At 72.7% G+C, this 26,495-nt stretch carries 28 protein-coding genes; 6 read left to right on the plus strand and 22 right to left on the minus strand.

The features are described 5' to 3' along the window. Window positions 1-113: 113 nt before the first annotated feature. Window positions 114-1,520, plus strand: a complete 1,407-nt coding sequence (locus AC3EU2_RS04480) for a mycothione reductase (RefSeq protein WP_488178523.1) — start codon at window positions 114-116, stop codon at window positions 1,518-1,520. A 24-nt stretch (window positions 1,521-1,544) separates the two neighbouring features. Here the strand turns inward: AC3EU2_RS04480 and AC3EU2_RS04485 are convergent, their stop codons facing one another. From AC3EU2_RS04485 to AC3EU2_RS04520, 8 genes are all read right to left on the minus strand, one after another. Further along, window positions 1,545-2,852, minus strand: a complete 1,308-nt coding sequence (locus tag AC3EU2_RS04485) for an MFS transporter (RefSeq protein ID WP_488178524.1) — start codon at window positions 2,850-2,852, stop codon at window positions 1,545-1,547. Between the two features lie 34 nt (window positions 2,853-2,886). Then, window positions 2,887-3,276, minus strand: a complete 390-nt coding sequence (locus tag AC3EU2_RS04490; protein WP_488178525.1) for a DUF779 domain-containing protein — start codon at window positions 3,274-3,276, stop codon at window positions 2,887-2,889. Between the two features lies 1 nt (window position 3,277). Beyond that, on the minus strand, window positions 3,278-4,795 hold the full coding sequence (exaC, locus tag AC3EU2_RS04495; protein WP_488178526.1) for an acetaldehyde dehydrogenase ExaC: 1,518 nt from the start codon (window positions 4,793-4,795) through the stop codon (window positions 3,278-3,280). Between the two features lie 95 nt (window positions 4,796-4,890). Continuing rightward, window positions 4,891-6,135, minus strand: coding sequence for a sigma-54-dependent transcriptional regulator family protein (locus AC3EU2_RS04500; protein ID WP_488178527.1), 1,245 nt, complete (start codon window positions 6,133-6,135; stop codon window positions 4,891-4,893). Window positions 6,136-6,206: 71 nt separating this feature from the next. Further along, window positions 6,207-6,932, minus strand: a complete 726-nt coding sequence (locus AC3EU2_RS04505; protein WP_488178528.1) for a VOC family protein — start codon at window positions 6,930-6,932, stop codon at window positions 6,207-6,209. Beyond that, window positions 6,929-7,912: an o-succinylbenzoate synthase gene (locus AC3EU2_RS04510; protein ID WP_488178529.1), complete on the minus strand. Its 984-nt coding sequence runs from the start codon at window positions 7,910-7,912 to the stop codon at window positions 6,929-6,931. Before AC3EU2_RS04510 ends, AC3EU2_RS04505 begins: the two co-directional genes overlap by 4 nt. Beyond that, window positions 7,909-8,313: a VOC family protein gene (locus AC3EU2_RS04515; protein WP_488178530.1), complete on the minus strand. Its 405-nt coding sequence runs from the start codon at window positions 8,311-8,313 to the stop codon at window positions 7,909-7,911. The genes AC3EU2_RS04510 and AC3EU2_RS04515 overlap by 4 nt, the downstream gene beginning before the upstream one ends. A 10-nt stretch (window positions 8,314-8,323) precedes the next feature. Beyond that, window positions 8,324-9,211: a hypothetical protein gene (locus tag AC3EU2_RS04520; RefSeq protein ID WP_488178531.1), complete on the minus strand. Its 888-nt coding sequence runs from the start codon at window positions 9,209-9,211 to the stop codon at window positions 8,324-8,326. Between the two features lie 175 nt (window positions 9,212-9,386). On the opposite strand from AC3EU2_RS04520, the gene AC3EU2_RS04525 reads away from it, so the two are divergent. Further along, a complete protein-coding gene (locus tag AC3EU2_RS04525) occupies window positions 9,387-10,337 on the plus strand; it encodes a 1,4-dihydroxy-2-naphthoyl-CoA synthase (RefSeq protein ID WP_488178532.1) in 951 nt (316 codons plus the stop codon). 28 nt (window positions 10,338-10,365) lie between these two features. On the opposite strand, the gene AC3EU2_RS04530 is transcribed toward AC3EU2_RS04525, so the two are convergent. Next, complete coding sequence (locus AC3EU2_RS04530; RefSeq protein ID WP_488178533.1) at window positions 10,366-10,821, minus strand: hypothetical protein; 456 nt, start codon at window positions 10,819-10,821, stop codon at window positions 10,366-10,368. Between the two features lie 46 nt (window positions 10,822-10,867). On the opposite strand from AC3EU2_RS04530, the gene menE reads away from it, so the two are divergent. From menE to AC3EU2_RS04545, 3 genes are read left to right on the plus strand one after another with little or no spacing between them, the layout of a single operon-like run. Beyond that, the gene (menE, locus tag AC3EU2_RS04535) at window positions 10,868-12,034 is read left to right on the plus strand and encodes an o-succinylbenzoate--CoA ligase (protein ID WP_488178534.1); all 1,167 of its coding nucleotides are present in this window, start codon (window positions 10,868-10,870) and stop codon (window positions 12,032-12,034) included. 4 nt (window positions 12,035-12,038) lie between these two features. After that, entirely contained in the window at window positions 12,039-12,287 is a 249-nt protein-coding gene (locus AC3EU2_RS04540; RefSeq protein WP_488178536.1) for a PLDc N-terminal domain-containing protein, read from the plus strand. Between the two features lie 12 nt (window positions 12,288-12,299). Beyond that, window positions 12,300-13,184, plus strand: a complete 885-nt coding sequence (locus tag AC3EU2_RS04545; RefSeq protein ID WP_488178537.1) for a 1,4-dihydroxy-2-naphthoate polyprenyltransferase — start codon at window positions 12,300-12,302, stop codon at window positions 13,182-13,184. A gap of 41 nt (window positions 13,185-13,225) precedes the next feature. On the opposite strand, the gene AC3EU2_RS04550 is transcribed toward AC3EU2_RS04545, so the two are convergent. From AC3EU2_RS04550 to AC3EU2_RS04585, 8 genes are read right to left on the minus strand one after another with little or no spacing between them, the layout of a single operon-like run. Further along, window positions 13,226-13,537: a DUF4229 domain-containing protein gene (locus AC3EU2_RS04550; protein ID WP_488178538.1), complete on the minus strand. Its 312-nt coding sequence runs from the start codon at window positions 13,535-13,537 to the stop codon at window positions 13,226-13,228. A 7-nt stretch (window positions 13,538-13,544) separates the two neighbouring features. Further along, window positions 13,545-14,534 carry a c-type cytochrome biogenesis protein CcsB gene (gene ccsB / locus AC3EU2_RS04555; RefSeq protein WP_488178539.1) on the minus strand — a complete coding sequence of 330 codons (990 nt, stop codon included), beginning with the start codon at window positions 14,532-14,534 and terminating at the stop codon, window positions 13,545-13,547. Then, entirely contained in the window at window positions 14,531-16,123 is a 1,593-nt protein-coding gene (resB, locus tag AC3EU2_RS04560) for a cytochrome c biogenesis protein ResB (protein ID WP_488178540.1), read from the minus strand. Before resB ends, ccsB begins: the two co-directional genes overlap by 4 nt. Beyond that, window positions 16,123-16,872: a cytochrome c biogenesis CcdA family protein gene (locus tag AC3EU2_RS04565; RefSeq protein WP_488178541.1), complete on the minus strand. Its 750-nt coding sequence runs from the start codon at window positions 16,870-16,872 to the stop codon at window positions 16,123-16,125. Before AC3EU2_RS04565 ends, resB begins: the two co-directional genes overlap by 1 nt. 4 nt (window positions 16,873-16,876) lie before the next feature. Continuing rightward, the gene (locus AC3EU2_RS04570; protein ID WP_488178542.1) at window positions 16,877-17,494 is read right to left on the minus strand and encodes a TlpA family protein disulfide reductase; all 618 of its coding nucleotides are present in this window, start codon (window positions 17,492-17,494) and stop codon (window positions 16,877-16,879) included. Next, window positions 17,491-18,147 (minus strand): histidine phosphatase family protein, encoded by a 657-nt coding sequence (locus AC3EU2_RS04575; protein WP_488178543.1) that lies wholly within the window; start codon window positions 18,145-18,147, stop codon window positions 17,491-17,493. Before AC3EU2_RS04575 ends, AC3EU2_RS04570 begins: the two co-directional genes overlap by 4 nt. Before the next feature lie 35 nt (window positions 18,148-18,182). Further along, window positions 18,183-19,541, minus strand: a complete 1,359-nt coding sequence (gene hemL / locus AC3EU2_RS04580) for a glutamate-1-semialdehyde 2,1-aminomutase (RefSeq protein ID WP_488178544.1) — start codon at window positions 19,539-19,541, stop codon at window positions 18,183-18,185. Between the two features lie 16 nt (window positions 19,542-19,557). Continuing rightward, window positions 19,558-20,052, minus strand: a complete 495-nt coding sequence (locus tag AC3EU2_RS04585; protein WP_488178545.1) for a MarR family winged helix-turn-helix transcriptional regulator — start codon at window positions 20,050-20,052, stop codon at window positions 19,558-19,560. 139 nt (window positions 20,053-20,191) lie between these two features. Between AC3EU2_RS04585 and AC3EU2_RS04590 the strand changes: the two genes are divergently transcribed. Continuing rightward, complete coding sequence (locus tag AC3EU2_RS04590; protein ID WP_488178546.1) at window positions 20,192-20,737, plus strand: YceI family protein; 546 nt, start codon at window positions 20,192-20,194, stop codon at window positions 20,735-20,737. A gap of 170 nt (window positions 20,738-20,907) precedes the next feature. Here AC3EU2_RS04590 and hemB read toward each other — a convergent pair whose 3' ends face one another. Genes hemB through AC3EU2_RS04615 form a run of 5 tightly spaced genes read right to left on the minus strand, consistent with a single transcriptional unit; the run spans window position 20,908 to window position 26,470 of the window. After that, window positions 20,908-21,873 (minus strand): porphobilinogen synthase, encoded by a 966-nt coding sequence (gene hemB / locus AC3EU2_RS04595; protein ID WP_488178547.1) that lies wholly within the window; start codon window positions 21,871-21,873, stop codon window positions 20,908-20,910. A 13-nt stretch (window positions 21,874-21,886) separates the two neighbouring features. Next, a complete protein-coding gene (locus AC3EU2_RS04600; protein ID WP_488178548.1) occupies window positions 21,887-23,512 on the minus strand; it encodes a bifunctional uroporphyrinogen-III C-methyltransferase/uroporphyrinogen-III synthase in 1,626 nt (541 codons plus the stop codon). Then, window positions 23,509-24,459: a hydroxymethylbilane synthase gene (gene hemC, locus AC3EU2_RS04605; protein WP_488178549.1), complete on the minus strand. Its 951-nt coding sequence runs from the start codon at window positions 24,457-24,459 to the stop codon at window positions 23,509-23,511. The genes AC3EU2_RS04600 and hemC overlap by 4 nt, the downstream gene beginning before the upstream one ends. Further along, window positions 24,456-25,781 (minus strand): glutamyl-tRNA reductase, encoded by a 1,326-nt coding sequence (locus AC3EU2_RS04610; RefSeq protein WP_488178550.1) that lies wholly within the window; start codon window positions 25,779-25,781, stop codon window positions 24,456-24,458. Before AC3EU2_RS04610 ends, hemC begins: the two co-directional genes overlap by 4 nt. Beyond that, window positions 25,778-26,470 carry a redox-sensing transcriptional repressor Rex gene (locus AC3EU2_RS04615; protein WP_488178551.1) on the minus strand — a complete coding sequence of 231 codons (693 nt, stop codon included), beginning with the start codon at window positions 26,468-26,470 and terminating at the stop codon, window positions 25,778-25,780. The genes AC3EU2_RS04610 and AC3EU2_RS04615 overlap by 4 nt, the downstream gene beginning before the upstream one ends. Window positions 26,471-26,495: the final 25 nt, after the last annotated feature.

Below are 26,495 nucleotides of genomic sequence, written 5' to 3' on the forward strand. Positions count from 1 at the left end.
CGGCCCCCGACCTGTGGATGCCCAGCTCACCGACGGACCTCTGTGGACGAGGCCAAGGCCACGCAGGGCGCACCCGGCCGAGCGCCGTGAGCGGGCGGCATACGCTGATCGGCATGGCCACGCACCACGACCTCATCATCATCGGCACCGGGTCGGGGAACTCGCTCGTCACTCCCGAGCTCGAGGGGCTCGACATCGCCATCGTCGAGGAGGGGACCTTCGGCGGCACCTGCCTCAACGTCGGGTGCATCCCGACCAAGATGCTCGTCCTGCCCGCCGACCGCGTGCTCGAGAGCCGCGACGCCGCCCGCCTGGGCGTGACCATCGACGGCGAGGTCACCGTGGACTGGCCGGCCATCCGCGACCGCATCTTCACCGACCGCATCGACCAGATCTCGGCGGGCGGCGAGCGCTACCGCCGCAGCCAGGGTTTCGTCACCGTGTATGCCGCCACCGCCGAGTTCGTCGGACCGCGGCGACTCGCGCTGTCGACGGGTGAGGAGATCACCGCCGACCGGGTCGTCGTCGCCGCCGGGTCGCGCGCCGACCTGCTCGAGGTCGACGGGCTCGACCGCGTCGCCCCCGACCGCGGGGTCCACACGAGCGACACCGTCATGCGGATGGACGAGCTCCCCCGCCGGATCGCGATCGTCGGAGGCGGGTTCGTCGCCTGCGAGTTCGCCCACGTCTTCGCGGCGCTCGGTGTCGAGGTCACCCAGATCCAGCGCTCCGGCGCGCTCCTGCGCAGCGAGGACGCCGAGATCTCCCGCCGCTACACCGAGCTGGCCCGTGGCCGGCACGACCTCCGCCTCGAGACGCAGGTGACCTCCGCCTCCCGCAGCGACGCCGGCACGTGGACGCTCGCCCTCAAGGGCCTCGACGGGGACACCGACGTCGAGGTCGACGCCGTGCTCGTCGCGGTCGGTCGCACCCCGAACGGCTCGCGGCTCCGCGTCGAGGCCGGCGGCATCGAGCTCGACCCGCGAGGCGTCGTCGTCGTCGACGCGCAGCAGCGCACCACGGCGGACGGCGTGTGGGCCCTCGGTGACGTCGCGAACGCGTGGCAGCTCAAGCACGTCGCCAACCACGAGGCCCGGGTCGTCGCGCACAACCTCGCCGTCGACACCGGGCGCAGCGAGGGCGAGCCGATGGAGGCCGACCACCGCTTCGTGCCGCACGCCGTGTTCGGGCACCCGCAGATCGCGGCGTTCGGTCCCACCCGCGCCGAGCTCGACGAGGCCGGCACTCCGTACGTCGACTACACGCAGGCGTTCGGCGACACGGCCTACGGGTGGGCGCTCGAGGACACCACCGGGATCCTCACGGTGTGCGCGGACCCCGAGACCGGCCTGCTCCTCAGCGCGCACTGCCTGGGGCCCAACGCGTCCACGCTCATCCAGCCGCTCATCCAGGCCGCGTCCTTCGGGCAGCCCGCGGGCGAGGTCGCCCGCGGCCAGTACTGGATCCACCCGGCCCTGGCCGAGGTCGTCGAGAACGCCCTCATCGGCCTCGAGGTCTGACGACCAGCGCTCTGCCGCCCAGCCCTACGGCGTCGGGTGCCGCGCGTCGTAGCGGGTGAACCCCGGCTGGACGCGCGCGAGGACGACGATCGCGACGACGCACGCGGCCCCACCGAGCACCGCCGTCAGCCCCTCACCGACGTGCTCCGCGACGAACCCGCCGATGACGTCACCCAGGCGCGGCCCGCCCGCGACCACGACGATGAAGACGCCCTGCAGGCGGCCGCGCAGGTGGTCGGGGGTCGCGGACTGCAGGATCGTGGTCCGGAACACCGCGCTCACCGAGTCGGCGCCACCGGCGAGCGCCATGGCGACCAGCCCCACCCAGAGGGCCTGCCCGCGGGTGAGGACGTCACCGGCCATGAGCATCGCGGCGCCCAGCCCGGCGATGGCCGCGCCCCACCCGACGATGGACACGAGGATCGCGAGGCCCTGGCGCCGGACCGAGCCGAGCCGGCCCGAGAAGAACATCGCCCCGATGCCGCCGACCGCGGCGGCCGCCCAGAGCGCACCCACGGTGGTCGCCCCGCCGCCGAAGATCAGGGCGCCCGCGGCGGGGAAGAGCACGCGTGGCTGCGCGAGGACCATCGCGGCGATGTCGGCGAGGAAGGTCATGCGGACGTTCGGTCGGGTCGCGAGGAAGGTGAAGCCGTCGAGCACGGACCGTATCCCGGGTGCCCGCCTCGCCGCCCCGCTCGCCGCGGCGTCCCCGGCGCGATCGGGAGTCTCGGCCGGCTCGGGCGGCAGCGAGGGCAGCCGGGCGAGCCCCCAGAGCGCGGCGGTCGTGATGACCGCGTCGACCGTGTACGCCGTCCGGAAGCCGCCGACGTCGACGAGCACCCCGGCGAGCAGCGGTCCGACCGTCATCGACGCGTTCATCGCGAAGACCGACAGCGCGTTGGCCGCAGGCAGCTGGTCGCGCCGGAGGATCCGCGGGTAGATCGAGGTGCGGGCCGGCGACGACACGGCGAACGCGGCGTTCCACGCGGCGACGAGGACGTAGAGCACCCACACCTCGGTGTTGCCGAGCCAGGCCTGGAGCGCGCACAGCAGGCTGACGACGAACGCCACCGACTGCGCGGCGAGCCCGACGACCCGCCGGTCGAAGTGGTCGACGAGCGAGCCGCCGTAGAGCCCCATGACGACGAGCGGGACGAGGGCGAAGAGACCGACGAGGCCGACCGAGGCGGTGGAGCCGGTCAGCTCGTAGACCTGGAGCCCGATGGCGACCACCGCGAGCTGGGAGCCGACGTTCGACAGGGTGAACCCGGCATACAGCCGGCGGTAGTCGAGGTTGCTCCGCAGCGGTTCCAGGTCGAGGAGCAGCGGCACGCGGGTGAGCCTACGGCGAGGCCGACGGACGTGCTCAGAGCAGCCCGAAGGCGGTGAGCTCCTCCTCGGTCATGAGCCGCGAGCGGATGAGGAAGCGCACGCCCTCCGGCGCCTCGACGGAGAACCCCGAGCCGCGGCCGGGCACGACGTCGACGGTGAGGTGGGTGTGCTTCCAGTACTCGTACTGCGCCACGCTCATCCAGAACTCGATGGGCGTCACCCCCTCGGGCGCCAACGTGTCGAGGAGCACGTCGGCGTCCGAGGTGATGAAGTCGCCGTCCGGGAAGCACATCGGGGACGACCCGTCGCAGCACCCACCGGACTGGTGGAACATCAGCGGTCCGTGGATCCGCTCGAGCCGTTCGAGGAGCACGGCAGCGGTCGCGGTGAGGTCGACGCGGGTCGTCGCCGGTGCCTCGGCCATCTCAGAAGAAGCCGAGCTTGTCGGGGCTGTAGCTGACCAGGAGGTTCTTGGTCTGCTGGTAGTGGTCGAGCATCATCTTGTGGTTCTCACGGCCGATGCCTGACTGCTTGTAGCCACCGAACGCGGCGTGCGCGGGGTACTGGTGGTAGCAGTTCACCCAGACGCGTCCCGCCTCGATTCCACGACCCATGCGGTATGCCGTGTTCGTGTCTCGCGACCAGACGCCGGCTCCCAGCCCGTAGAGGGTGTCGTTAGCGATCCGGAGGGCGTCGTCGCGGTCGCTGAACTTCGTCACCGACAGGACCGGTCCGAAGATCTCCTCCTGGAAGACGCGCATCGAGTTGTCGCCCTCGAACACGGTCGGCTCGATGTAGAAACCGCCCTCGAGACCCTCGACCGTGCGCCGGTTGCCACCGGTGAGGACCTTGGCGCCCTCCTTCTTGCCGATGTCGAGGTAGCTGAGGATCTTCTCGTACTGGTCGTTGCTCGCCTGCGCGCCGACCATGACGTTGGGGTCGAGCGGGTTGCCCACGGTGATCGCGTTGACGCGGGCGATGGCCTTGTCCATGAACTCGTCGTAGATGGACTCCTGGACGAGGGCCCGCGACGGGCAGGTGCACACCTCGCCCTGGTTGAGCGCGAACATCGTGAAGCCCTCGAGCGCCTTGTCGAGGAACGCGTCGTCGGCTGCCATGACGTCCTCGAAGAAGACGTTCGGGCTCTTGCCGCCGAGCTCGAGGGTCACCGGAATGATGTTCTGCGAGGCGTACTGCATGATCAGCCGGCCGGTCGTCGTCTCACCAGTGAAGGCCACCTTGTTGATGCCCGGGTGCGAGGCGAGCGGCTTCCCGGCCTCGACACCGAAGCCGTTGACCACGTTGAGGACACCGTCGGGGAGCAGGTCGGCGATGATCTCGACGACCCGCAGGATCGACGCGGGGGTCTGCTCGGCCGGCTTGAGGATGACGCAGTTGCCGGCGGCGAGCGCGGGGGCGAGCTTCCACGTCGCCATGAGGATGGGGAAGTTCCAGGGGATGATCTGGCCGACGACGCCGAGCGGCTCGTGGAAGTGGTAGGCCATCGTGTCGTGGTCGATCTCGGAGATCCCGCCCTCCTGGGCGCGGATGCATCCGGCGAAGTAGCGGAAGTGGTCGATCGCCAGCGGGAGGTCGGCGGCGAGGGTCTCGCGGACCGGCTTGCCGTTCTCCCACGCCTCGAGGACGGCGAGCTCCTCGAGGTGGCTCTCGAGCCGGTCGGCGATCTTGAGCAGGATGTTGCTCCGCTCCGTCGTCGACGTGCGGCCCCAGGCGTCCTTGGCGTCGGTCGCGGCCTGGACCGCGGCGTCGATGTCGGCTGCCTTGCTGCGGGCGACCAGGACGAACGCCTTGCCGTCGACGGGTGAGATGTCCTCGAACGTCTCACCGTCTTGGGCGGGGACCCACTTGCCACCGATGAAGTTGTCGAGCTGCGACGGCAGGGTCACCTTCGAGCCGTCCGCGTTGGGGGGTGCAAACACCATGACCGGACCTCCTTGTCCTTGCGGCGACGCGCCAGTGCGTCACCACCTGCTGCGGACCCTAGGCCGGCGTGGGTTGGTCAGAGGTTGGTCGGCGCTCAGCGGCCGGCGGCGAGGTGCGCGGCGAGCTCGGCGCGAGCAGGGTGCGGCCGGTCGCCGAGGACCGCGAGGGCGCGCTCGACGACCTCGGTGTCCCACGGGACCGCGCGGGCGTAGCGGGCGACGACGTCGGGGCGCGGGTCGGCGAGCAGCGACTCGCGCACGGCCACCGCGAGGTACTCACCGGTCGAGGTGAGCTCGGGCGAGTCGGTCCCGGGCACGAGGTCGCCGCCGTAGTGCTCGACCGCCCGCTCGACGTCGCGGGCACGGACGGCCTCCATCACGGTGACGGCGTCACACGTCACCCGCAGGTCGAGCCGGTAGGGGCGTGAGGCGAGCCGCCCCCCGAGGGCCTGGCGCAGGTGCGACACCTCGGCCTTGAGGGTGGACGCCGACACCCGAGCGTCGCCGTAGAGCGCGGCGTGCAGCGCGTCGAGGGTCAGCCCCTCGGGGTGCAGGGCCAGGAGGGCGATGATCTCGCTCTGCCGCCGGGTGAGGAGCAGCCGCGTGCCGTCCAGGTGGGCCTCGGCCGCTCCGAGGATGCGCAGGGTCAGGCCGCTTCCGACTCGGGGCGCGGCGCCGGCGAGACCCCCGCGCGGGATCTCGCGCTCGAGGAGGGCGGCCAGCGCCGTCGCGGTCGCCGCGCCGATGGGGTGGGTGCGGTCCCACGTCGTCGACAGGTCGAGCACGCCGATCTGCTCACCGGTGGCCGGGTCGTGCACGGGCGCCGCCCAGCACACCCAGTTGTGGACGATCGGGGCGTAGTGCTCGGCGGAGAACACCGTCTGCGTGCGGCCCGTCCGCTGCGCCAGGCTGAGGGCGTTGGTCCCGACGCTCTCCTCGTCCCACCGGCCCCCGGCGACGAAGTTGACCCGCTCGGCCTTGCGCCTCATCACCCGGCCGCCGTAGGTCCAGAGGATCCGGGTGTCACGGTCGGTGATGGCGACGACGAGGTCGCCGTCCTCGGCGGCGCGGCGCAGCTCGCTCGAGATGTTGCCGACGGCGACGTGGAGCGGCGAGTCCTCGAACTCGGCCCGGGTCTGGTCCGGGTCCGCCATCGGCGCCTCGGTGACGCCCTCGGGGACGTGGCCGGCGCTGCGGTCCCAGCTGTCGACGATGGTCTCCGGCACCTCGCTCGCGTGCGGGCGCGTCCCGAGCCGGTCCGGGCGGTCCGCGCGCTCCGCCCAGGCCGACCGCGCACGCTCGAGCGCACTGCGTCGACCCTTGAGGCCCTTGGTCGCCATCGACCCTCCATCCGCTCGTCCGGGCTCAGGCTAAGGGGCCTGCCTGTGCGTGGCCCGGGAGTTGCGCGAACTCAGGGCCGGCGGTCGGTGAGGCAGTAGGTGCGTCCGACCGGGTCGTGCATCACCGTCCAGAACTCGTGCTCGGAGACGACCTCCGCGCCGGCGGCGACGTGCGCCTCGCGGGTGGCACCGCGGTCCTGCGTGGCGAGGTCGACGTGGGCGGAGACGGTGCCGGTGGGCTCCCCCAGCCGCTGCAGGAGGAACCGCACGGGTATGCCGTCCGGTCGCGTCAGCGAGACGAACTCCGGCAGCGAGCCGGGCCGTCTCGGCCACCCGGTGAGGGTCTCCCAGAAGTCGACCTCCCGGGCGAAGGACGCGGACGGGACGTCGAGGCAGACCTGGTCGAGCAGGTCGGGCTGGCCTTCCCGGACCTGCCGCGCGGCCGACCCGGCGTTCGCCCACGAGGTGAGGCAGAAGGTCATGCCTCCCGGCGAGCGCAGCACGACGACGTCGTCGTGACGGGCGACCTCGACGGCACCGAGCCGGTTGGCCTCGACGGCCGCCTCCGGCAGGGGGACGTCGACGTCGAGGTCGACGTGCACGCCACCACCCTCGAGGACCTGCTGCAGCTTGACCCAGGCGTCCCCGCGCTCGGCCAGGAGGGTCGCGAACTCGCCGCGCTCGCCCCGGGGCTGCGAGAGGCGGGAGCGGGTCACGGTGGCCCAGAACCGCCACGACTCCTCGGCGTCGGACGTCGGGGTGTCGAGGAAGGCCCAGACCCAGCGGATCTCGATCATGCGAGCTCCCAGGCGGCGGTGAGGCGGTCGCGCCACCAGCGGACGCGGTCGGCCGGTGCGGCGTGACGGTCGAGGAGGTCGGCGTCGGCCGCGACCCGGCGGACCGCGAGCTGCCCGTCGACCGGGACGAGCGACGCGGTCGTGACGTCGCCGTCGAGCAGCGCCACCGTCCCGAGGCCGCACGCGTGGTCGAGCCGCGGCAGCGCGGCCGCGAGCGCCACCCCCGCGGCCATGCCGACGCTGGTGTCCAGGGCGGACGACACGACGGCCGGGAGCCCGCACTCGGCGACGACCTCGAGCGCTCGGCGCACCCCGCCCAGCGGCGCCGCCTTGATGACGATGAGGTCGGCGGCGTCGAGGTCGCGCACGCGCATCGGGTCCTCGGCCTTGCGGATCGACTCGTCGGCGGCGACGGGCACGTCGATCCGCTGGCGGGCCAGGGCGAGCCGGAGGTCCCGCAGCTCCTCGACGGTGGCGCAGGGCTGCTCGGCGTACTCGAGGTCGTGCGCGGCGAGCCGCCGCAGCACCTCGGTCGCCGTGGCGACGTCCCAGCCGCCGTTGGCGTCGACCCGGATACGAGCGCGAGGTCCCATCGCGTCACGCACCGCGGCCACCCGGCACACGTCGTCGTCGGGCGACTGCCCACGCTCGGCGACCTTGACCTTGGCGGTCGTGCAGCCCGGGAAGCGCGCGAGGACACCGGGCACGGCCTCGGGAGCCACGGCGGGCACGGTCGCGTTGACGGGGACGGTGTCCCGCAGGGCAACGGGCCACCCGCGCCAGGCCGCCTCCACCGCGGCGGACAGCCAGCGCGCCGACTCGGCCGGTCCGTACTCGAGGAAGGGACCGAACTCCCCCCACCCCGCCGGCCCCTCGATCAGGGCCACCTCGCGCTCGCTCACCCCGCGGAAGCGCACGCGCAACGGGATCGACACGACCCGCACGGAGCCGAGCAGGTCGTCCAGCGACGGGCCGGTCACCGGTCGCGCGAGGAGAGGACGCAGAACTCGTTGCCCTCCGGGTCGGCGAGCACGGTCCAGGTGACGTCGTCGGACTGGCCGACGTCGACGCGGGTGGCGCCGCGCTCGAGGAGGGCGGCGATCTCGGCGTCGCGGTCCTGGCTCGTGTGGGGGGCGAGGTCGATGTGGAGCCGGTTCTTCCGGGTCTTGGTCTCCTCGACCCGGACGAAGACGAGCTCCTGCGGCTGGCGCCGCCACTCCGCCAGCGTCGCGACCGGGTCCTCGGTCGCGTCGGGGGGGGCGATGACGACCTCCTCGTCGTCCTCGTACCCGACCTTCCAGTCGAGCGTCTCCGCCCACCAGCGGGCCTGGGCCGCCAGGTCGTGGCTGTCGACGACGAGCGTGTACCAGAGCAGGGCCATGCCCGCGAACCTACTCCGGGACGGCGTCCGCGGGGTCGGGGGCGGGGTCGGGGGCGGCCTCGGTGGCCGTTCGCAGCCGGAGGGCCGCGTCACGCGCCAGGACGACCGCCCGTCGGAACGAACCCACGAGGTAGTCCTCGGACCCCAGCACCGTGACATCGAACTCCGGCCGGTCCCAGCCGGCGAGGAAGGCGGTCTGCGGGGCCACCGCGCGCGCCAACGCCTGCACCTTGTCGTTGGGGGACGAACGGAGGTTGAACATCGTCCGCAGCAGGGACACGGGCACGACGCGGCCGGGTCCGACGAGGTCGTTGGCCCTGGCGACCGCGGTCAGGGCTGCGCACGCCACGACCTCCTCGGATGCCGTGGAGCGCAGGAGCGTGGGCTGGGCGGTCACGGCACGCACCAGGAGTCGCCGCGCGGCCGTGCGGACCTCGGACCCCAGCAGGAGGTCCGTCACCCTGGTCAGCTCGGCGTCGACGCGCAGGAGCGTGCCTCGCGCCTGCTCGGACAGGCCGTCGGCCTGCACTGGCTCATCGGGCAACGTCGTCGGCTCGAGGGCGAGCAGCGGGCCCTCGCCGCCGACGAGCAGTCCGAGCCAGGTCAGCACCTTCTCGTGCCGGGGCGGCTCCGGCGGCGTCGCGGGCGCCCGGACGACGAGTCGCCCACGCCCCAGCTCCTCCGCCGCGCACTCGTAGCCGGTGCCGTCGACGGGCCGACGACGCACGTCGACCACGTGGTCGTCGATGACGACCACCTCGAGGAGGTCGCCCAGCGATCCGCGGCCGTGTCCCGGGCCGAGGTGGTCGTCACCGTAGGAGTACGGGTCGTCGGCTCCCCAGTCCTGGTAGGGCTCCACCCGGCGCGACCGGCCGAGGTTGACGATGTCGTTGCTCACCCTGCTCCTTCGGTCCCTGCGGCTCGACTGCCGCTGTGAGCCACCGTCCCAGAGATCGTCGAGACGACAGCCGAGTTCTCCACAGGCGGCTCCTGCGACGCCGGGGCGAGGCCCACCACCGAGCGCGGGCGGTTCGACGTACTGGGCCTGATCACGCCCGGATAGGCTCGCGCGTGTGACGGCGATCGAAGGCGTGAGCGAGACGTTCGACCCGGGGGCGTGGGACGAGGTCGAGGGCTTCGACTTCACCGACATCACCTACCACCGGGCCCGGGACCTCGGCTGCGTACGCATCGCCTTCGACCGGCCCGAGGTGCTCAACGCCTTCCGGCCGCACACCGTCGACGAGCTCCACCGCGCGCTCGACCACGCCCGCCGCACCCCTGACGTCGGCGTCGTCCTCCTCACCGGCAACGGCCCCGGTCCGTCCGGCACCGGCAGTGAGGGCAAGTGGGCGTTCTGCTCCGGCGGCGACCAGCGGATCCGCGGGCGCAGCGGCTACCAGTACGCGGCGCAGGACACCGACGACGACACGGCGGCGGGCGTCGACGAGCGCCGGGTCAAGGCCGAGGGCGGACGGCTCCACATCCTCGAGGTGCAGCGCCTCATCCGGACCATGCCCAAGGTCGTCATCTCGCTCGTGAACGGCTGGGCGGCCGGCGGCGGCCACTCGCTGCACGTCATCTGCGACCTCACGATGGCCTCGCGCGAGCACGCCCGGTTCAAGCAGACCGACTCCGACGTCGGCTCGTTCGACGGCGGCTACGGCAGCGCCTACCTCGCGAAGATGGTCGGGCAGAAGTTCGCCCGCGAGATCTTCTTCCTCGGCCGCACCTACACCGCCGACGACATGCACCGCATGGGCGCGGTCAACATCGTCTCGGCCCACGCGGAGCTCGAGTCCGACGCGCTGCAGGTCGCCCGCGAGATCATGTCGAAGTCACCCCAGGCACAGCGCATGCTCAAGTTCGCGTTCAACCTCACCGACGACGGGCTCATGGGGCAGCAGGTCTTCGCCGGCGAGGCGACGCGGCTCGCCTACATGACCGACGAGGCCGTCGAGGGACGCGACCAGTTCCTCGAGAAGCGCGAACCCGACTGGTCGCCCTTCCCCTGGTACTTCTGAGGCCCGGGGAGCGCGTCACGCCGGGTGCTCAGCCCGACCCGCCGATGTCCACCTCGTACGCCTCGTAGATGAGGTCGGCCCCGCGCTGGCGGTGACGCACGATGCGGCCCACGAGCTCGGTCGCCGCCTCGCGGTGTGCCGCAACGGCATCCGGGCTCTGGAGGCCGGCCTCCCGCTCCCCCAGCAACCGCTCGACGACCTCGATGAAGTCGAGGTGCTCGTTCATCTGCACCTTGGCGAGCGACGCGAGCCGGGGCGCGCGGGACACGGCGTCCGCGTAGAGCCCTCCGGGCTCCTCGGTGACCGCACGGTGGTCGCGCAGGTCGTGGGCGAGCTCGGTGAGCGCGGCGCGCACCCGGCGCCGCCACAGCGAGCCGAGGCCGACGGGCAGGGCCAGGGCCGCGTCGAGCGCGGCCATCGACTCGCCCAGCTCGGCCCGGTGGCCTCGCACCCGCTCGAGGTATGCCGCGAACTCGGGGTCCATGCGGCCATCATCCTCACGATGTGCGGCGCTGCCTAGAGTGGTCGCCATGAGGATCGAGCCGCTCGCCGTGCCCTCCGGCGTGGCCGTCCTCGCCGTCCTCCCCCGTCTCGCGCAGGCCCTCGAGGGTGGCCACCCCGTGGCCCCGTATGCCGTCGGCTCACCTCCCCCGGACCTGTCGCCGTCCGTCCCGGGCGCCATCCCCGATCTCCCCGACGACCTCGCCGTGGTCGTGGGGACCTCGGGGTCCACCGGGGCCGCCAAGCGGGCGATGCTCACGACGGCCACCCTGCACGCCAGCATCGAGGCGACCGCGGCACGCCTCGGCGGGCACGGCCAGTGGCTGCTCACCGTGCCCGGCCACCACGTCGCCGGGCTGCAGGTGCTGCTGCGCTCGCTCGTCGCCGGCACCACCCCCCACGTCCTGGACCCCGCCGCCGGGTTCACCCCGCAGTCCTGGTCCACCGCGGTCGACGCCCTGCCGGCCACCGACCGTCCCACCCACGTCTCCCTCGTCCCGACCCAGCTCACCCGCCTGCTCCACGACCCAAGCGCCACCGCGCGGCTCGCCCGGTTCGCCGCGGTCCTCGTCGGGGGCGCCGCCACCCACCCCGCGCTGCTCGCCCGGGCGGCAGACGCCGGGGTCGCGGTGGTGACGACGTACGGCATGTCCGAGACGGCCGGTGGCTGCGTCTACTCCGGCCGGCCGCTGGACGGTGTCGGGATCCGCCTCGACGGCGACCACCGGATCCACCTCACCGGAGCCGTCGTCGCCGCCGGCTACCTCGGCGACCCCGCCCTCACGGCCGCGGCCTTCCCGGAGCCCGGGACCTTCCGGACCGACGACGTCGGGCACGTCGACGGGGCCGGGGTCCTCCATGTGCAGGGTCGCATCGACGACCTCGTCAACACCGGCGGCCTCAAGGTCGCACCCCGGCTCGTCGAGGAGGCCGTGGCCGCGCTGCCCGGCATCCGCGAGGCCGTGGCCGTCGGGGTCCCCCACCCCGAGTGGGGCGAGGTCGTCGCCGTCGTCGTCGTGAGCGACCCCGCCCGCGGGGCACCCGGGGTGACCGATCTGCGGGAGCGGCTGCGCGGCATACTCCCCGACCACGCCCTGCCCCGAGCGGTCCGGGAGGTCGACGCGATCCCGACCCGAGGGCCCGGCAAGCCCGACCGAGCCGCGATCCGAGCACTGTTCGCCGACGTGGGAGAATGAGCACGTGCTCCGTTTCCTGCCCGTGGTCATCTCTCTCGCACTGTCGATCTACTGCGTCGTCGACTGCATCCAGAGCAACGACGGCGCGGTCCGTGGCCTGCCCAAGCTCGTGTGGGTGTTCGTCATCCTGCTCTTCCCGTTCGCGGGCTCGCTCGCGTGGCTCTTCGCCGGTCGCCCCAAGGCCACACCGGCGCCACGCCGCCCGCTCCCCCGCGGGCCCGACGACGACCCCGACTTCCTCAAAGGACTCTAGGCACCTCCCCTCATGGCCACGTACCAACAGTGGGTCGCCGGCGCGCGCCCTCGCACCCTCTTCGCCGCCGTCGCCCCGGTCGTCATCGGCACCGCCGCGGCGGCCCAGCACTCCGAGCCGAGCTGGGGGATCGCGATCCTCGCGGCCGTCGTCGCGCTCTCGCTCCAGGTCGGCGTGAACTACGCCAACGACTACTCCGACGGCATCCGCGGCACCGACGACGAGCGCGTGGGCCCCGTGCGGCTCGTCGGGCAGAGGCTCGCGGTCGCCCGCAACGTCAAGGCGGCGGCGTTCCTGTCGTTCGGCTTCGCCGCGGTCACCGGCCTCGCCCTCGTCGCCCTCTCGGAGGCGTGGTGGCTCCTGCCCATCGGCATCGCGTCGATCTGGGCGGCGTGGACCTACACCGGCGGCGACAAGCCCTACGGCTACCGAGGGCTCGGCGAGCTCTTCGTCTTCGTCTTCTTCGGCCTCGTCGCCACGCTCGGCACGATGTACGCGCAGACCGCGGAGCTGTCGTGGTTCGGGCTCGCGGCTGCGGTCGGGGTCGGGGCCATCGCGTCGGCCATCCTCGTCGTCAACAACCTGCGCGACATCCCCACCGACGCCGAGTCCGGCAAGCGCACCCTCGCGGTGCGGCTGGGCGACGCCGGCACGCGCCGGCTCTGGCTCGGCCTCATCGCCGTCAGCGTCCTCGCCCTCGGCGTCATGGCGCTGTGGGACGTGTGGGCCCTCATCGGCCTGCTCTCCCTCGTCGTCGTCGCCGGTGCCGTCAAGGTCGTCATGGGTGGCTCCCAGGGCCGCGGGCTCGTGCCCGTGCTCGGCTCGACCGGCAGGTACGAGCTGGCGTATGCCGTCGCCGTCCTCGCCGGGATCGTCGCCTCCCGCTCCCTGGCCTGAGCCGGGCTCGATCGCGGGCCTGAACCGCGCTCGCTCGCGGGTCAGCGGAAGTCGGAGCTGCCGTCGTCGGGAGCGGCGCGGCGGGCGTCGGGCCGTGCCACCTCGGCGTCCTCGGCGACCTCGTCGCCGCCCTGCTCCCGCTTGCGATCGACGCGACGGTCGACCCGTGCCGCGATGTCGGCCGAGGCCTGCTGGCGAAACGGCTTGAGCACGAACGCCGAGATGACGAGCGAGGCGACGGCCGCGATGACCACGGCGAGCAGCTGCTCCTCGCGGTCACGCAGACCGAGCAGCCAGGTCGCGGCGAGGCAGCCGGTGAAGATGAGGGTCCTCAGGATGAGGTAGCGGACCATGCTCACCTCAGAGGCCCGAGTAGGAGTGCTGGCCGACGAAGTACACGTTGACGACGGCGTAGTTGACGATGATGCAGACGAAGCCCGCCACCGCGACCCAGGTCGCCGACTGGCGCCGCCAGCCGCGGGTCACCCGGGCGTGCAGGTAGGCCGCGTAGACGACCCAGATGATGAAGGTCCAGACCTCCTTGGGGTCCCAGTTCCAGTAGGACCCCCACGCCTGACGGGCCCAGATCGCCCCCGCGATGAGGGTGAACGTCCACAGCGGAAAGGCGATGATGTGCAGCCCGTAGGTCAGCCGCTCGAGCGTCCTCCCGTCCGGCAGCGCCCGCAGCACGCCACGCTCGGTCCCGAACCGGTCCTGCGCGAGGTAGAGCAGGGCGATGACGAAGCCGACCGCGAACAGCCCCACGGAGATGGTCGCGACGGTGACGTGGATGACGAGCCACACGCTCTTGAGCGACGGCATGAGCTCGGCGGCCTCGGTGTACCAGACGGTGTTGGCCAGGCCGAGCAGGATGAGGACCGGGGCGACGACGAAGAGCCCGAGCCAGCGCAGGTCCCGGCGCACCCCGTAGGCCACGAAGACGACCATGGTGAAGAGCGCTGCCGCGACCCCGAACTCGAACATGTTGCCCAGCGGCCAGCGCTGCACCGACGCGCCGCGCAGGGCGGCCGAGGCGAAGAGGAGCACCGTTCCGAGCAGGGCCAGGGTCTGGGCGACGCCGGCGGCCTTGCGGGCCCGCAGCGGCACCTCCGCGTCCGAGCCGCCGCGAGCGGTCACCGCGTCGGCCCGCACCGGTCCCCCGTCGGACGCCGAGGCACCACCGGCGGCGACGAGCTCACGGTCGGGGGCGTCCGCGGACTCGGCTCGAGCGTCACGGGCCGGGAGCAGCCCGGCGAGGTAGCCGGCATACCCGAGCATGGAGAGGGTGAGCACCGCCATGGCGGAGTAGAGGCTGAGGTTCGCGTAGCTCGCCAGGGTCTCGTTCGTCACGTGCGCCGTTCCTTCAGTCGGGTGAGGACGTCCTCGAGCTGCTCGCCCATGCCCTCGTCGTCGTCCTTGGCCAGTCCGCCGATGCTCACTACGGTACGTCCCTGCTCCGAGGAGGGCGCAACCCGCACGAAGACCCGTCGGCGCCGGATCGTCAGCGACAGGATGAGCCCGAGCAGGGCCGCGAGGGCGGACGCGAGCGTCAGCTCCTTGCCCGGGTCGCTGCGGATCGAGATGCCGGCGAACCGCTCGAGACCGTCGAAGGTGATCGAGCCCTGTCCACCGGGAAGCGTGAAGGTCTGGCCCGGGGTGAGCCAGATCCGCAGCAGGTCGGAGCCGTCGGCGCTCTTGAGCTGGGTCATGTCGTCGGTGTCGAGCGAGTAGACCGACGACGGGCGCCCCTGCGGGAAGAGCGTGCCCTCGAAGGCGCTGAGCGCGAGCGCCGGCTCGAGCGCGTCGGGGAAGACCGAGCGCGGCCCCTGCTCGTCGAGCACCGCGGTCGGCAGGAAGAGGCCCGCGAACCCCAGCTGCTTGCCCGCCGGGCCGGCGCCCGCGACCTTGACGGCGCCGACCGAGGTGTAGTTGTTGTCCTGCGCGAGGAACGGCGTCGCCTCGGAGTAGAGGACCTTGCCCGCCGCGTTGCGCACGGTGATCTTCGGGGCGTAGCCGTTGCCGAGGAGGAACGCCGTCCCCCCTCCGGTCTCGAGCGGACCGTTGACCCGGATGACCTTCTTCTCCGGCTCCGCGCCCGGCTCCTTCGTGAAGTCGACGTGTGCCGTGAAGTCGCGCGGCGACCCGAACTGCCCCTTGCCCTGCACGTCGTCCTCGAACTCCGCGTCGAAGCGGGTGAGCGTCATCGTGAACGGGGTGAAGTCGGCGGGGTCGACGAGCGGGCCGGGGCTGATCGTGTCGTAGCGGGCGACCGTGTTGGCGAAGGTCTGTCCCACGGGGAGGATGACGTCGCCCTTCCACCCGAGGAGGTGGCCCCAGGCCATGCCGACGATGACGCCGATGAGGGCGAGGTGGAAGAGGAGGTTGCCGGTCTCCTTGAGGTAGCCCTTCTCCGCCGACACCGTGGTGGCGTCGTGCGAGTGGGTCCGGAAGCGCGCCGACCGCAGCGCCGACCGGACCTCGCGCAGCGCCTCGTCGGGGGCGCCGTCGAGGGTCACCGACTCGTGGGCGGAGAGTCGTTCCAGCCGCTTCGGTGCCCGCGGCGGCAGCGAGCGCATGGCCTTCCAGTGGATCCTCGACCGGGGCAGGACGCAGCCGACGAGCGAGACGAAGAGGAGCAGGTAGATGGCCGCGAACCATGGCGAGGCGTAGACCTCGAAGAACCCGAGGGTGTCGAGGATCGGGCCGGCGGTCTCGTGGCGGGCGATCCAGTCGGCCGTGCGGACGGCGTCGATCGAGCGCTGCGGGAAGATCGACCCCGGCAGGGCCGCGACGGCGACGAGCAGGAGGAGGAACAGCGCGGTGCGCATCGAGGTGAGCTGGCGCCAGGCGAACCGGAGCAGGCCGAGCGGCCCGAGCTGCGGCTGGGTGACGTCGTCGCGCTCGGTGCGCGGGTCGGCGGGCTGGGTCGACAGGCTCATCAGATCGGGACCTCGAACCCGGAGACCAGCTCGGCCTGGAGCCAGCGGGTCAGCTCCTCCCAGACACCGGTGAGGAGGAGCAGCCCGACGACGATGAGCAGCCCCCCGCCGACGAGCTGGATGGCGCGGTGGTGGCGACGCACCCACCCGGAGACGCGCCCGAAGCGCTCGATCCCGGCGGCCGCGAGGATGAACGGGATCCCCAGACCGAGGGCGTATGCCGTCGCGAGGGTGACCGCGCGGCCGGTGCTCGGGTTCGTGGTGGAGGCGGAGAGCGTGAGGACCGCGGCCAGGGTCGGCCCGGTGCAGGGGGCCCAGCCGAGCCCGAAGACGGCGCCGAGCAGAGGGGCGCCGAGGAGCCCGGCGCGCGGGCGCCAGGACGGGGCGAGCTGCCGCTGGGAGCCGGCGTTCGCCCCGACGCCGAGGAAGACCAGGCCCATGAGGATGACGAGCACTCCCCCGACCCGCATGAGGAGGACGCGGTGCTCGACGAGGGCGCGGCCGAGGGAGGCGATGAAGATCGAGCCGATGACGAACACGGCGGCGAACCCGACGACGAAGAGCGTCGCCCCGAGCACCATGCGTCCGCGCGAGCGCCGCTCCAGCGCGGTGTCGCTGAGGCCGGTGACGTAGCCGAGGAACCCGGGGACCAGGGGCAGCACGCACGGGGAGGCGAAGGAGACCAGGCCCGCGAGCGCCGCCACGAGGACGGCGAGGGGCAGGGCGCCGGAGGCGATCGTGTCGGTCAAGGGGTCAGGACTTCAGCACGTCGTCGATGAGGCCCTGCAGCGTCGTGGCGGACACGACTCCGTTGGCGCGGGCGGCGACCCGGCCCTCGCGGTCGAGGATGAGGGTGGACGGCGTGTTCACCGGGGCCTGGCGGCCGAAGGCGAGGATGAGCGTGCCGCCCTCGTCGGTGAGGCTGGGGTAGGTCATCTTCGTCTCCTGGGCGAGGGCCGCTCCGCGTTCGGGCCCCTCCCGGAAGTTGATCCCCATGAACTGCACCGGCTTGCCGGCGGCCTGGACGTCGGTCCAGACCTTCTGCAGGTCCGGGATCTCCTTGATGCACGGCCCGCACCACGAGGCCCACATGTTGACGACGACGACCTGCTTCCCCCGCTCGGAGGTGCTCGACCACTGCCGTCCGTCCAGGGTGGCGCCTTCGAGGGTGATCGGCTTGAGCCGGTCGCCGACCGCGATCTGCTCGAGCGCACCGTTGCCGGCGATGTAGCCCTTCTGGTCGCCCTTCTTGGCCTGCTCGGCGATGGAGTTGGGGTCGGACGAGCAGGCGCCCAGCGCGAGCAGCGCGACGATGGAGGTGAGGGCCACGAAGGCGCGGGACACGGCATACCGAGAAGGGCTGCGGGTCATGCGCCGGCACCCGCCTGGGCCTGCGGGAGGAGGGCGGCAGCGGGCTCGCTGTAGGCGAGCGACTCGAGCTCGTCGCCGACGTAGGTCAGCGAGGTGAGCGAGGCGAGGGAGCACTCGCGGCGCCGCGGGTCGTGGACGAAGCGGCGGCCCTCGATCGCCAGGCGCAGCATCCAGATCGGGGCCTGGTGCGACACGATGACGACCTCGTGGGCCCGGCCGAGCTCGAGCGCGTCGTCGACGGCGGCCTGCATCCGAGCCGCGAGGTCGACGTAGGGCTCGCCCCAGGACGGACGCATCGGGTTGACCATGAGCTTCCACATCTTCGGGTCGCGGAAGATCCCCTTGCCACCGGCGACCGCACGCCCCTCGAAGGCGTTCTCGGCCTCGAGGGCCCGCGCGTCGAGCTCGACCTCGAGGTCGTGGGCGGCCGCGATGGGCGCCGCCGTCTCGCGGGCGCGCTCGAGCGGGCTGGAGATGACGTGGGTGACGTCGTGGTCGGCGAGGTGCGCCGCGACCAGCTCGGCCATCTCCCGGCCCAGCGGGGACAGGTGAAACTCCGGCAGCCGCCCGTAGAGGACCCGGTCCGGGTTGTGGACCTCCCCGTGCCGCACGAGGTGCACGACCGTGCGGTCGGCGGTCGGGGAGGGCGTCATGGCACCGATTGTCTCAAACGAACCTGAGCGCCCGGTCACCCGGCGTGGGCGGCGGCGCGGGCCGCGGCGGGCAGAGCCGCGACGACCTGGCCGACCGCCTCGTCGTCGTGCGAGCCGCTGACGAACCAGGACTCGAACGCGCTCGGCGGCAGGTGGACGCCCTGGTCCAGCATGGAGTGGAAGAAACGACCGTATGCCGCGGTGTCCTGGTCGCGGGCCTCGTCGTAGTTCGTCACCGGGGCGCCGCGGAAGAACACCGAGAACATCGAACCGGCCCACTGCACGGTGTGCGGGACGCCCTCGTCCGCCAGCGCCGCACTCGCCGCGTCGGCGATGGTGCGCGCGGTCGCCTCGAGCCGCGGGTAGAGGTCGTCGGTGCAGCCCTTGAGGGTGGCGAGCCCGGCGGCGGTGGCGACGGGGTTCCCGCTCAGCGTTCCTGCCTGGTAGACCGGGCCCAGCGGTGCCAGGTGGCTCATGATCTCGGCGGTGCCCCCGAAGGCCGCGGCGGGGAAACCGCCGCCCATGACCTTGCCGAAGGTGAACAGGTCGGGTGCGCCGGCGGCATACGGCCCCTCGAGACCGAACCACCCGGCCGGGCTGCAGCGGAAGCCGGTCATGACCTCGTCGGAGATGAGCAGCGCGCCGTGGTCACGGGTGACCCGGCGCAACGCCTCGGTGAAGCCGGGGGCGGGCGGGACGACCCCCATGTTGCCGGCAGCCGCCTCGGTGATGACGGCGGCGATCTCGCTGCCGCGTGCGGCGAAGACGGCCTCGAGCGCCTCGACGTCGTTGTAGGGGACGACGACGGTGTCCATCGTCATCTCGCGCGGGACGCCGGCGGAGTCGGGCAGCGCCAAGGTCGCGACTCCGGAACCGGCGGCAGCGAGGAGGGCGTCGACGTGGCCGTGGTAGCACCCGGCGAACTTGACGATGACCGAGCGGCCGGTGAAGCCGCGGGCCAGCCGGACGGCGCTCATCGTCGCCTCGGTGCCGCTGGAGACGAGGCGCACCTGCTCGAGGGGGTCGACGCGACGGACGATCTCCTCGGCGAGGAGCAGCTCGTTCTCGCTCGGCGTGCCGAACGAGAAACCGCGCCCCGCCGCCTCGGTGACGGCGGCGAGGACGTCGGGGTGGGCGTGTCCGAGGATCATCGGCCCCCACGAGCAGAGGAGGTCGACGTAGCGGCGGCCGTCCACGTCGGTGAGCCACGGGCCCGTGGCGCTGGCGATGAACCGCGGCGTGCCGCCGACGGCCCGGAAGGCGCGCACCGGCGAGTTCACCCCACCGGGGATGACCCGGGTGGCGCGCTCGAGGAGGGCGGCGGAGGCGGGGGCGGCGGTGGCGCCGGCGGCGTCGGGTGCGGGCACGGCGGGGCTGGCGGGGCTGGACGTCATGCGTCCATTGTCCCGCTCAGTGGATCTCGTCGTCCGCCCGGGCTCCGGGGACGAGGTGGGCCCGTACCTGCGCGAACGCGTCGTGGACGCTCGCCACCTGCTCGTCGGTGAGGAGGTCGACGAAGTGGGCGCGCACGGACTGGACGTGCACCGGCGCCGCGGCCTCGACCGTGCGGCGACCTGCGGGGGTCAGCGCCAGGGCCACCCCCCGGCCGTCCTCGGGGGTCGGCTCGCGTCGGACCCAGCCGCGCGCCTCGAGGCGCTTCGCGGTGTGCGTCACCCGACTCCGGCTCTGCACGACGAGGTCCGCGAGCACCGACATGCGAGCGCGGTCCCCGTCCTGCTCGGACAGCATCGAGAGCAGCTCGTACTCGGGCAGGCTCATGCCGAAGGCGTCGAGGTCGCGTTCGAGCGCCACCTCGAGCTCGCGGTGGCCGCGCAGGTAGGCCCGCCACGCCTGCTGTTCGCCGTGCGACAGCCAGCGGACCCCCGCGCTCTCCCCTGTGGACACGCTCGCATGCTAGCGCTCCGCGGGCCCGGACCGACCGACCTCCGCGCGATCCGGAAAGGTCGCGATAGTTGAAATATTGACAAGACGACCAGTGTTGACCCTCAGGACACCCTCACCCCCACCTCTTCAAGGAGTGCGCATGACCACGACTGCCGGCACCACCGTCCAGCTCCCCTCCGGCACCTGGGCGATCGACGCCAGCCACACCGAGGTCGGTTTCGTCGCCCGCCACCTCATGGTCTCCAAGGTCCGCGGCACCTTCCGCGAGGTTTCCGGCACCGTCGAGGTCGCCGAGGACGTCACCCAGTCCTCCGTCGAGGTCGCCGCCCAGATCGCCTCGGTCGAGACCGGCAGCCCCGACCGCGACACCCACCTCAAGAGCGCCGACTTCTTCGACGCCGAGCAGTTCCCGGCCATGACCTTCCGTTCCACCTCCTTCGACGGTGCGACGCTCGCGGGCGACCTCACCATCAAGGACGTCACCAAGCCGGTGACCTTCGACGTCGAGTTCGGTGGCGTCGGCCAGGACCCGTGGGGCAACACCAAGGCCGGATTCGAGGCCACGACGACCGTCAACCGCAAGGACTGGGGCCTCACCTGGAACGCCGCGGTCGAGGGTGGCGGCGTGCTCGTCTCCGACAAGATCACCATCAACATTGACGTCCAGCTCGCCAAGCAGGCCTGACCCCCCCGCGACTGATTGCGCATCCCGTTCCAGGAAGTGCGACTGATTGCGGCTTCCGTTCCAGGAAGTGCGACTGATTGCGCCTTCCGTTCATCTCGGTGAACGGAAGGCGCAATCAGTTGTGCTGGTGGGGCCGGAATGCGCAACAAGTCGCGGAACGGGCCGGGGGGTCAGAGGTGGGGCGCGACGTCGAGGGCGCTGTAGGTGAGGATGATCTGCGCCCCCGCCCGGCGGATGTGCAGCAGCGACTCGAGGACGGCGCGGTCGCCGTCGATCCAGCCGCGCTCGGCGGCCGCCTTGATCTGGGCGTACTCCCCCGAGATCTGGTATGCCGCGACCGGCACCGTCGACGTCTGGGCGGCGAGCGCGACGATGTCGAGGTGCGGCTGGGCCGGCTTGACCATGATGATGTCGGCGCCCTCGGCGAGGTCGAGCTCGATCTCGCGCAGCGCCTCGGTCGTGTTGGCCGGGTCCTGCTGGTAGGTGGCGCGGTCCCCGACGAGCGAGGACTGGACCGCCTCGCGGAACGGGCCGTACAGCGCGGAGGTGTACTTCGCGGCATACGCGAGCAGGATCGTGTCGGTGAAGCCGGCGTCGTCGAGCGCCTCGCGCACGGCGGCGACCTGGCCGTCCATCATCCCGGACAGGCCGAGGGCGTGCGCCCCCGCGCGGGCCTGCGCGAGCGCCATGTCGGCGTAGCGGACGAGCGTCGCGTCGTTGTCCACCCGGCCGTCGGCGTCCAGCACGCCGCAGTGTCCGTGGTCGGTGAACTCGTCGAGGCACAGGTCGGCCATGACGACGAGGTCGTCGCCGACGGCGTCGACGACGCGGCGCAGCGCGACGTTGAGGATGCCCTCGTCCGAGTCGGCCCCGGACCCGATGGCGTCCTTGGCCGCGGGCACGCCGAAGACCATGATCCCGCCGAGACCGGCCTCGACGCAGCGGTGCGCCTCGGCGACGAGCGAGTCCAGCGTGTGCTGCACGACGCCGGGCATGGCCGTGATCGGCTGCGGCTCGTCGATGCCCTCCCGGACGAAGACGGGCAGGACGAGCTCGGCCGGGTGCAGCCGCGTCTCGGCGACCAGGCGGCGCACCGCCCCCGACTGTCGGAGGCGGCGCGGACGCTGGGCGTTCACCGGCGGGGGCCGATCACTTCGCGCGACGACGGGCCGTCGGCCGCTTCTGGCTGGGGCGCACTGCCGCGCCGCCGGACTCCTCGGCGGCCAGCGCGAGCGAGCGACCGTGGTCGGCGAGCGCGTCGACGAGCTGGTCGGCCGACGGCTCTGGCGCGAGGACGTCGACCCGCAGGCCGCACTCCTCCGCCGTCTTGGCGGTGGCCGGCCCGATGCAGGCGATGACCGTCGACGGGTGCGGCTTGCCGGCGATGCCGACGAGGTTGCGCACGGTCGAGCTCGAGGTGAAGACGACTGCGTCGTAGTTGCCGCTCTTGATCGCGTCGCGGATCGGCGCGGCCGGCGGGGCGGCCCGGACGGTGCGGTATGCCGTGACGTCGTCCACCTCCCAGCCCATGTCGTGCAGCCCGGCGACGAGCGTCTCGGTGGCGATGTCGGCGCGGGGCAGGAAGACCCGGTTGATGGGGTCGAGCAGCTCGTCGAAGGGCGGCCACTCGTCGAGCAGGCCCTTCGCGGACTGCTCGCCCTGCGGGACGAGGTCGGGGTTGATCCCCCAGGCGCGCAGCGCGTCCGCGGTCACGCCGCCGACGGCCGCGACCTTGAGCCCGGCGAAGGAGCGCGCGTCGAGCCCGAACTCCTCGAACTTCTCGCGGATCGCCTTGACGGCGTTGACCGAGGTGAAGCCGACCCACTCGTAGCGACCGGTGACGAGGCCCTTGACCGCCCGCTCGATCTGCTGGGGGGTGCGCGGCGGCTCGACCGAGATCGTCGGGACGGTGGTCGCGCGGGCACCGTAGCGCTCGAGGCGACGCACCATCGGCCCCGACTGGTCCTTGGTGCGGGGGACGAGGACGTTCCAGCCGAAGAGCGGCTTGGTCTCGAACCACGAGAGGTTGTCGCGCAGCGAGACCGTGTCGCCGACGACGGCGAGCGCCGGGAACTGGATCGACTTCGCCGCGGTGGCGACCTCGGCCAGGGTCGTCGTGACGGTGACCTGCTCGACGGTCGTGCCGCGCTCGGTGATGGCCACGGGGGTCTCGCCGGCCCGGCCGGCCTCGCGCAGCGCCTCGAGGGTGGCGACGAGGGTGTCCGGCTGGCCGAGGACGACAACGGTCACCGACGGGTCGGTGGCGACCGCGAGGTCCTTGAGCTTCTGGCCGGCGGTGATGACGTGGATCCCGCGCGAGCCGGTCGTCGTGAGGGGGACACCGGCATACGTCGGGACCGCGCTCACCGAGCTCACCCCGGGAACGACCTCGAAGGGGACTCCGGCCTTGACGCAGGCGGCGGCCTCCTCGGCGAGCCCGTTGAAGGTGGCTGGGTCGCCGTCCATGAGGCGCACGACGAGGCCACCGGGGTGGGCCTTGGCGGCCCGGACGACGAGCTTGGAGCGGGAGGCGTGGGTCAGTGGTTGTCCGTGCTCACCATGACCGGCGTCCACGACCTCGACGTCGGCGCGCGCGTGGCGTTCGACGACCTCCTCGCGGGCGATCTGGTCGATGACGACGGCGTCGGCCTCCGCGAGGTACTCGAGGGCGCGCACCGTCATCAGCCCGGCGTCCCCGGGGCCGGCGCCGACGAAGGCGACTCGGGCGGGGGTGCGGGCGGGGGTGGTGGGTCGGCTGGAACGGGTGGTGCTCACTGGTCACGCTCCGTGGCGTTCGGTGTGGACGGTGTCAAGGGCGCGAGGTCGGCAGCGCCGTCCTCGATGAGGAGTCGGGCGAGCGCACGGCCGACGCGCTCGGCGTCGGCGGGCAGCCCGGTGGCGGAACGACGCAGCTCGCCGGTGCCGTCGATGCTGGCGACGACGACGCGCAGGGACAACTCGTCGCCGTCGTCGCCGAGGACGATCTCGGCGAGGGCGCCGATGGGCGCCGAGCAGCCGGCCTCGAGCTCTGCGAGGACGGCACGCTCGGCGACGACGCAGGCACGGGTGTCGGCGTCGTCGAGGGCGGCGACCGCGGCGCGGGTGGCGGTGTCCGCGGTGCGGACCTCGACGGCGAGGGCGCCCTGGCCGGGCGCGGGCAGCATCTGGATGGGGTCGAGCACCTCGGTGACGACGGAGGTGCGCGACAGGCGCGAGAGCCCGGCCTGCGCGAGCACGACCGCGTCGAGCTCGCCGTCGGCCACCTTGGCGAGCCGGGTGTCGACGTTGCCGCGCAGCTCCCGCAGCTCCAGCCCCAGCCCGAGGGCTTCGAGCTGGGCGCGGCGCCGGGGCGAGCCGGTGCCGACGGTCGACCCGGCGGGCAGCTCGCCGAGAGTGAGCCCGTCACGGGCGACGAGCGCGTCGCGGGGGTCCTCGCGCTGCGGGATGCCGGCGACGACGAGGTCGTCCTGGGGCGTCGTGGGGAGGTCCTTGAGCGAGTGGACGGCGAGGTCGACGGTGCCGTCGCGCAGCGCGTCGCGCAGCGCCGAGACGAAGACTCCTGTCCCGCCGAGCGTCGCGAGCGGAGTCGTGCGGTCGCGGTCGCCGGCCGTCGTGATCTCGACGAGCTCGACCTCGTGGCCGAGGGCGCGCAGGCGGTCAGCGACCCAGGTCGACTGCGTCGTGGCGAGGGCGGAGCGGCGGGTGCCGAGGCGCAGTGTCACCGGGCCCCCTCCTCGTCGTCGACGGACCGCAGGACGGGCGGGGTCGAGACGACCGAGACGTCGTGGGGGTGCAGGTCGAACAGCTCGCTGAGCGCCCGGGCGTAGCTGCCGCCCTGGCCGTTCTGGGCCATCTCCTTGACCCGCACGGTGGGGGCATGGAGCAGCTTCTCGACGATGCGGTGCACGGCGCGCTGCACCTCGGCCCGGTCGGTGTCGGCGAGTCCGGGCGTGCGTCGCTCGAGCCGGGTCATCTCGTCGTCGACGACCTCCTTGGCGCGGGAGCGCAGGGCGGCAACCGTCGGTGCGACGGCCTCGGCGGACCGTTCGGTGAGGTAGGCAGCGACCTCGCCGGTGACGATGTCGCGCGCCTCGCGCACGTGCGGAACGTCCCCGGCCTGGCCGAGGATCTCCCCGAGCTCGGCCAGCCCGATCCGGGTGACCCCGTCGATGTCGGCCACGGCGATGTCGACGTCGTGCGGCAGGGCGAGGTCGATGAAGAGCTGCGGGCGACCGTCGCGCTCGAGGCGGGCGTCCTCGACGTCGCGCGCGGTGACGACCACGCCCGTCGCGCCGGTGCTGGAGATGACGATGTCGGCGTCGCTGAGAGCGTCCGCGCGCTCGCCCCACGGGATGGCGACACCGTCGACGCGCTCGGCGAGGCGCTCGGCGCGCGCGAGACCCCGGTTGACGACGGTCACCGACCCGGCACCTGCCTGGGTCACGGTCGTCGCCGCGAGTGCGCCCATGCCACCGGCACCGACGACGAGGACGTGGGCACCGGCGACGGGGCCGACGACGACGTCGGCGAGGGCCAGGCCGGCGCTGACGAGGGACCGGCTCACGTCGTCGATCCCGGTCTCGGTGTGGACGCGCTTGCCGACCCGGAGTGCCTGCTGGAGAAGGGTGTTGAGCGCCGGCCCGACGTGGCCGCGGCGTTGCGCGCGACTCAGCGCATCGCGCAGCTGGCCGAGGATCTGGGACTCACCGACGGCCATGGAGTCGAGGCCGGCGGCGACGGAGAACGCGTGGGCGATGCCCCGGTCCTCGTAGTGGACGTAGAGGTGGGGCTGGAGCTCGGTGAGCGGCACGCCCGTGGCGGCGGCGAGCGACTCGGAGACCGCCGTGAGGGAGCCGTGGAACGTCACTCCCTCGGCGTAGACCTCGGTCCGGTTGCAGGTCGACACGACGACGGCCTCGACGACGTGCTCCGAGCCGACGATGGCGTTCTCGAGCCGGCCCCGGGACTGCTGGTCGAGGGCTGCTGCCTCGAGGAGCTCGATCGGGGTGCCGTGGTGGGACAGGCCCAGGACGAGGAGGCTCACAGGGCCACCCCCTCCACTCCGGACTGCGCCGCCAGGTCGAGCTCGCCGGTGCGGCGCTGCTCGTGGAAGGCGAGGATCTGCAGCTCGGTGGACATGTCGACCTTGCGCACCATGACGTCGGACGGCACGTCGAGCACGCAGGGGGCGAAGTTGAGGATGGAACGGACGCCGGCGCCCACGAGGCGATCGGCGACGTCCTGGGCGGAGTCGGCCGGCGTCGCGATGACCCCGATGGCGAGCCGGTCGTCGCGCACGAGGGCGTCGAGGTCGCCCATGCGCCGGACCTCCAGGTCTCCGACGGGCGTGCCGACGAGGCTGTCGTCACGGTCCAGCAGGGCGATGACGTTGAAGCCGCGCGTCGCGAACCCGCTGTATGCCGCGAGCGCCCGACCGAGGTTGCCCATCCCCACGATGGCGACGGGCCAGTCTTGGGTGAGGCCGAGGGCGGTCGAGATCTCGTAGGCGAGGCGGTCCACCTCGTAGCCGACGCCTCGGACCCCGTAGGAGCCGAGGTGGGAGAGGTCCTTGCGCAGCTTCGCCGAGCTCACTCCGGCCGCGGCCGCGAGCTCCTCGGAGCTGACCGAGCTGATGCCGCGCTCGGCGAGGTTCGTCAGGGCCTGCAGGTAGCCGGGAAGTCGAGCCACGGACGCATCCGGGATGCCCCGGCGGGCTGCGACGTCGGCGGACACGTGGCCTTCGGCTCCTGTCTGGAAG

This window comes from Knoellia sp. B-D-2 (assembly GCF_057714695.1).